1 protein-coding gene is annotated in these 1034 nt (G+C 64.5%); it reads left to right on the top strand.

Annotated features, from left to right (window positions below; all coding sequences use genetic code 11):
* A partial coding sequence (locus AC0L2D_RS31770; protein ID WP_473544109.1) for a zinc-binding dehydrogenase occupies window positions 1-1034 on the top strand: 1034 nt, incomplete at both ends.

The raw sequence follows: 1034 nt of genomic DNA, 5'->3' as shown, positions 1-1034 counted from the left end.
ATGAAAACCCGCGCCGCTGTCGCTGTCGCCGCCGGAAAGCCGCTGGAGATCATGGAGGTCGACCTCGAGGGCCCGCGCGAGGGCGAAGTGCTGGTCGAGATCAAGGCGACAGGCATTTGCCACACCGACGAATTCACACTGTCGGGCGCCGATCCGGAAGGTCTGTTTCCGGCCATCCTCGGCCATGAAGGCGCCGGCGTCGTGGTCGATGTCGGCAAGGGTGTCACCTCGCTCAAGAAGGGCGACCACGTCATCCCGCTCTATACGCCCGAATGCCGCCAGTGCCCGTCCTGCCTGTCAAGGAAGACGAACCTCTGCACGGCGATCCGCGCGACGCAGGGCCAGGGCCTCATGCCCGATGGTTCGTCGCGCTTCTCGATCGGCAAGGACAAGATCTTTCACTATATGGGCTGCTCGACCTTCTCCAACTTCACCGTGCTGCCCGAGATCGCGCTGGCCAAGGTCAATCCGGACGCGCCCTTCGACAAGATCTGCTACATCGGCTGCGGCGTCACCACCGGCATCGGTGCCGTGATCAACACCGCCAAGGTCGAGATCGGCGCCACCGCGGTCGTCTTCGGCCTCGGCGGCATCGGCCTCAATGTCATCCAGGGCCTGAAACTTGCCGGCGCCGACATGATCATCGGCGTCGATTTGAACAACGACAAGAAGGAGTGGGGCGAGCGCTTCGGCATGACGCATTTCGTCAATCCGAAGGAGATCGACGGCGATGTCGTGCCCTACCTCGTCAACATGACCAAGCGTGGCGCCGACCAGATCGGCGGCGCCGACTACACATTCGACTGCACCGGCAGCACCAAGGTCATGCGTCAGGCGCTCGAAGCCTCGCATCGCGGCTGGGGCAAGTCGGTGGTCATCGGCGTTGCCGGCGCCGGCCAGGAGATCTCGACCAGGCCGTTCCAGCTGGTCACCGGCCGCACCTGGATGGGCACCGCCTTCGGCGGCGCGCGCGGCCGCACCGATGTGCCGAAGATCGTCGACTGGTACATGGACGGCAAGATCCAGATCGACCC

It is taken from the genome of Mesorhizobium sp. WSM4833 (genome assembly GCF_055811095.1).
Note: the sequence above shows the minus strand (reverse complement) of the source record. Positions and strands in the feature narration are given on the sequence as shown.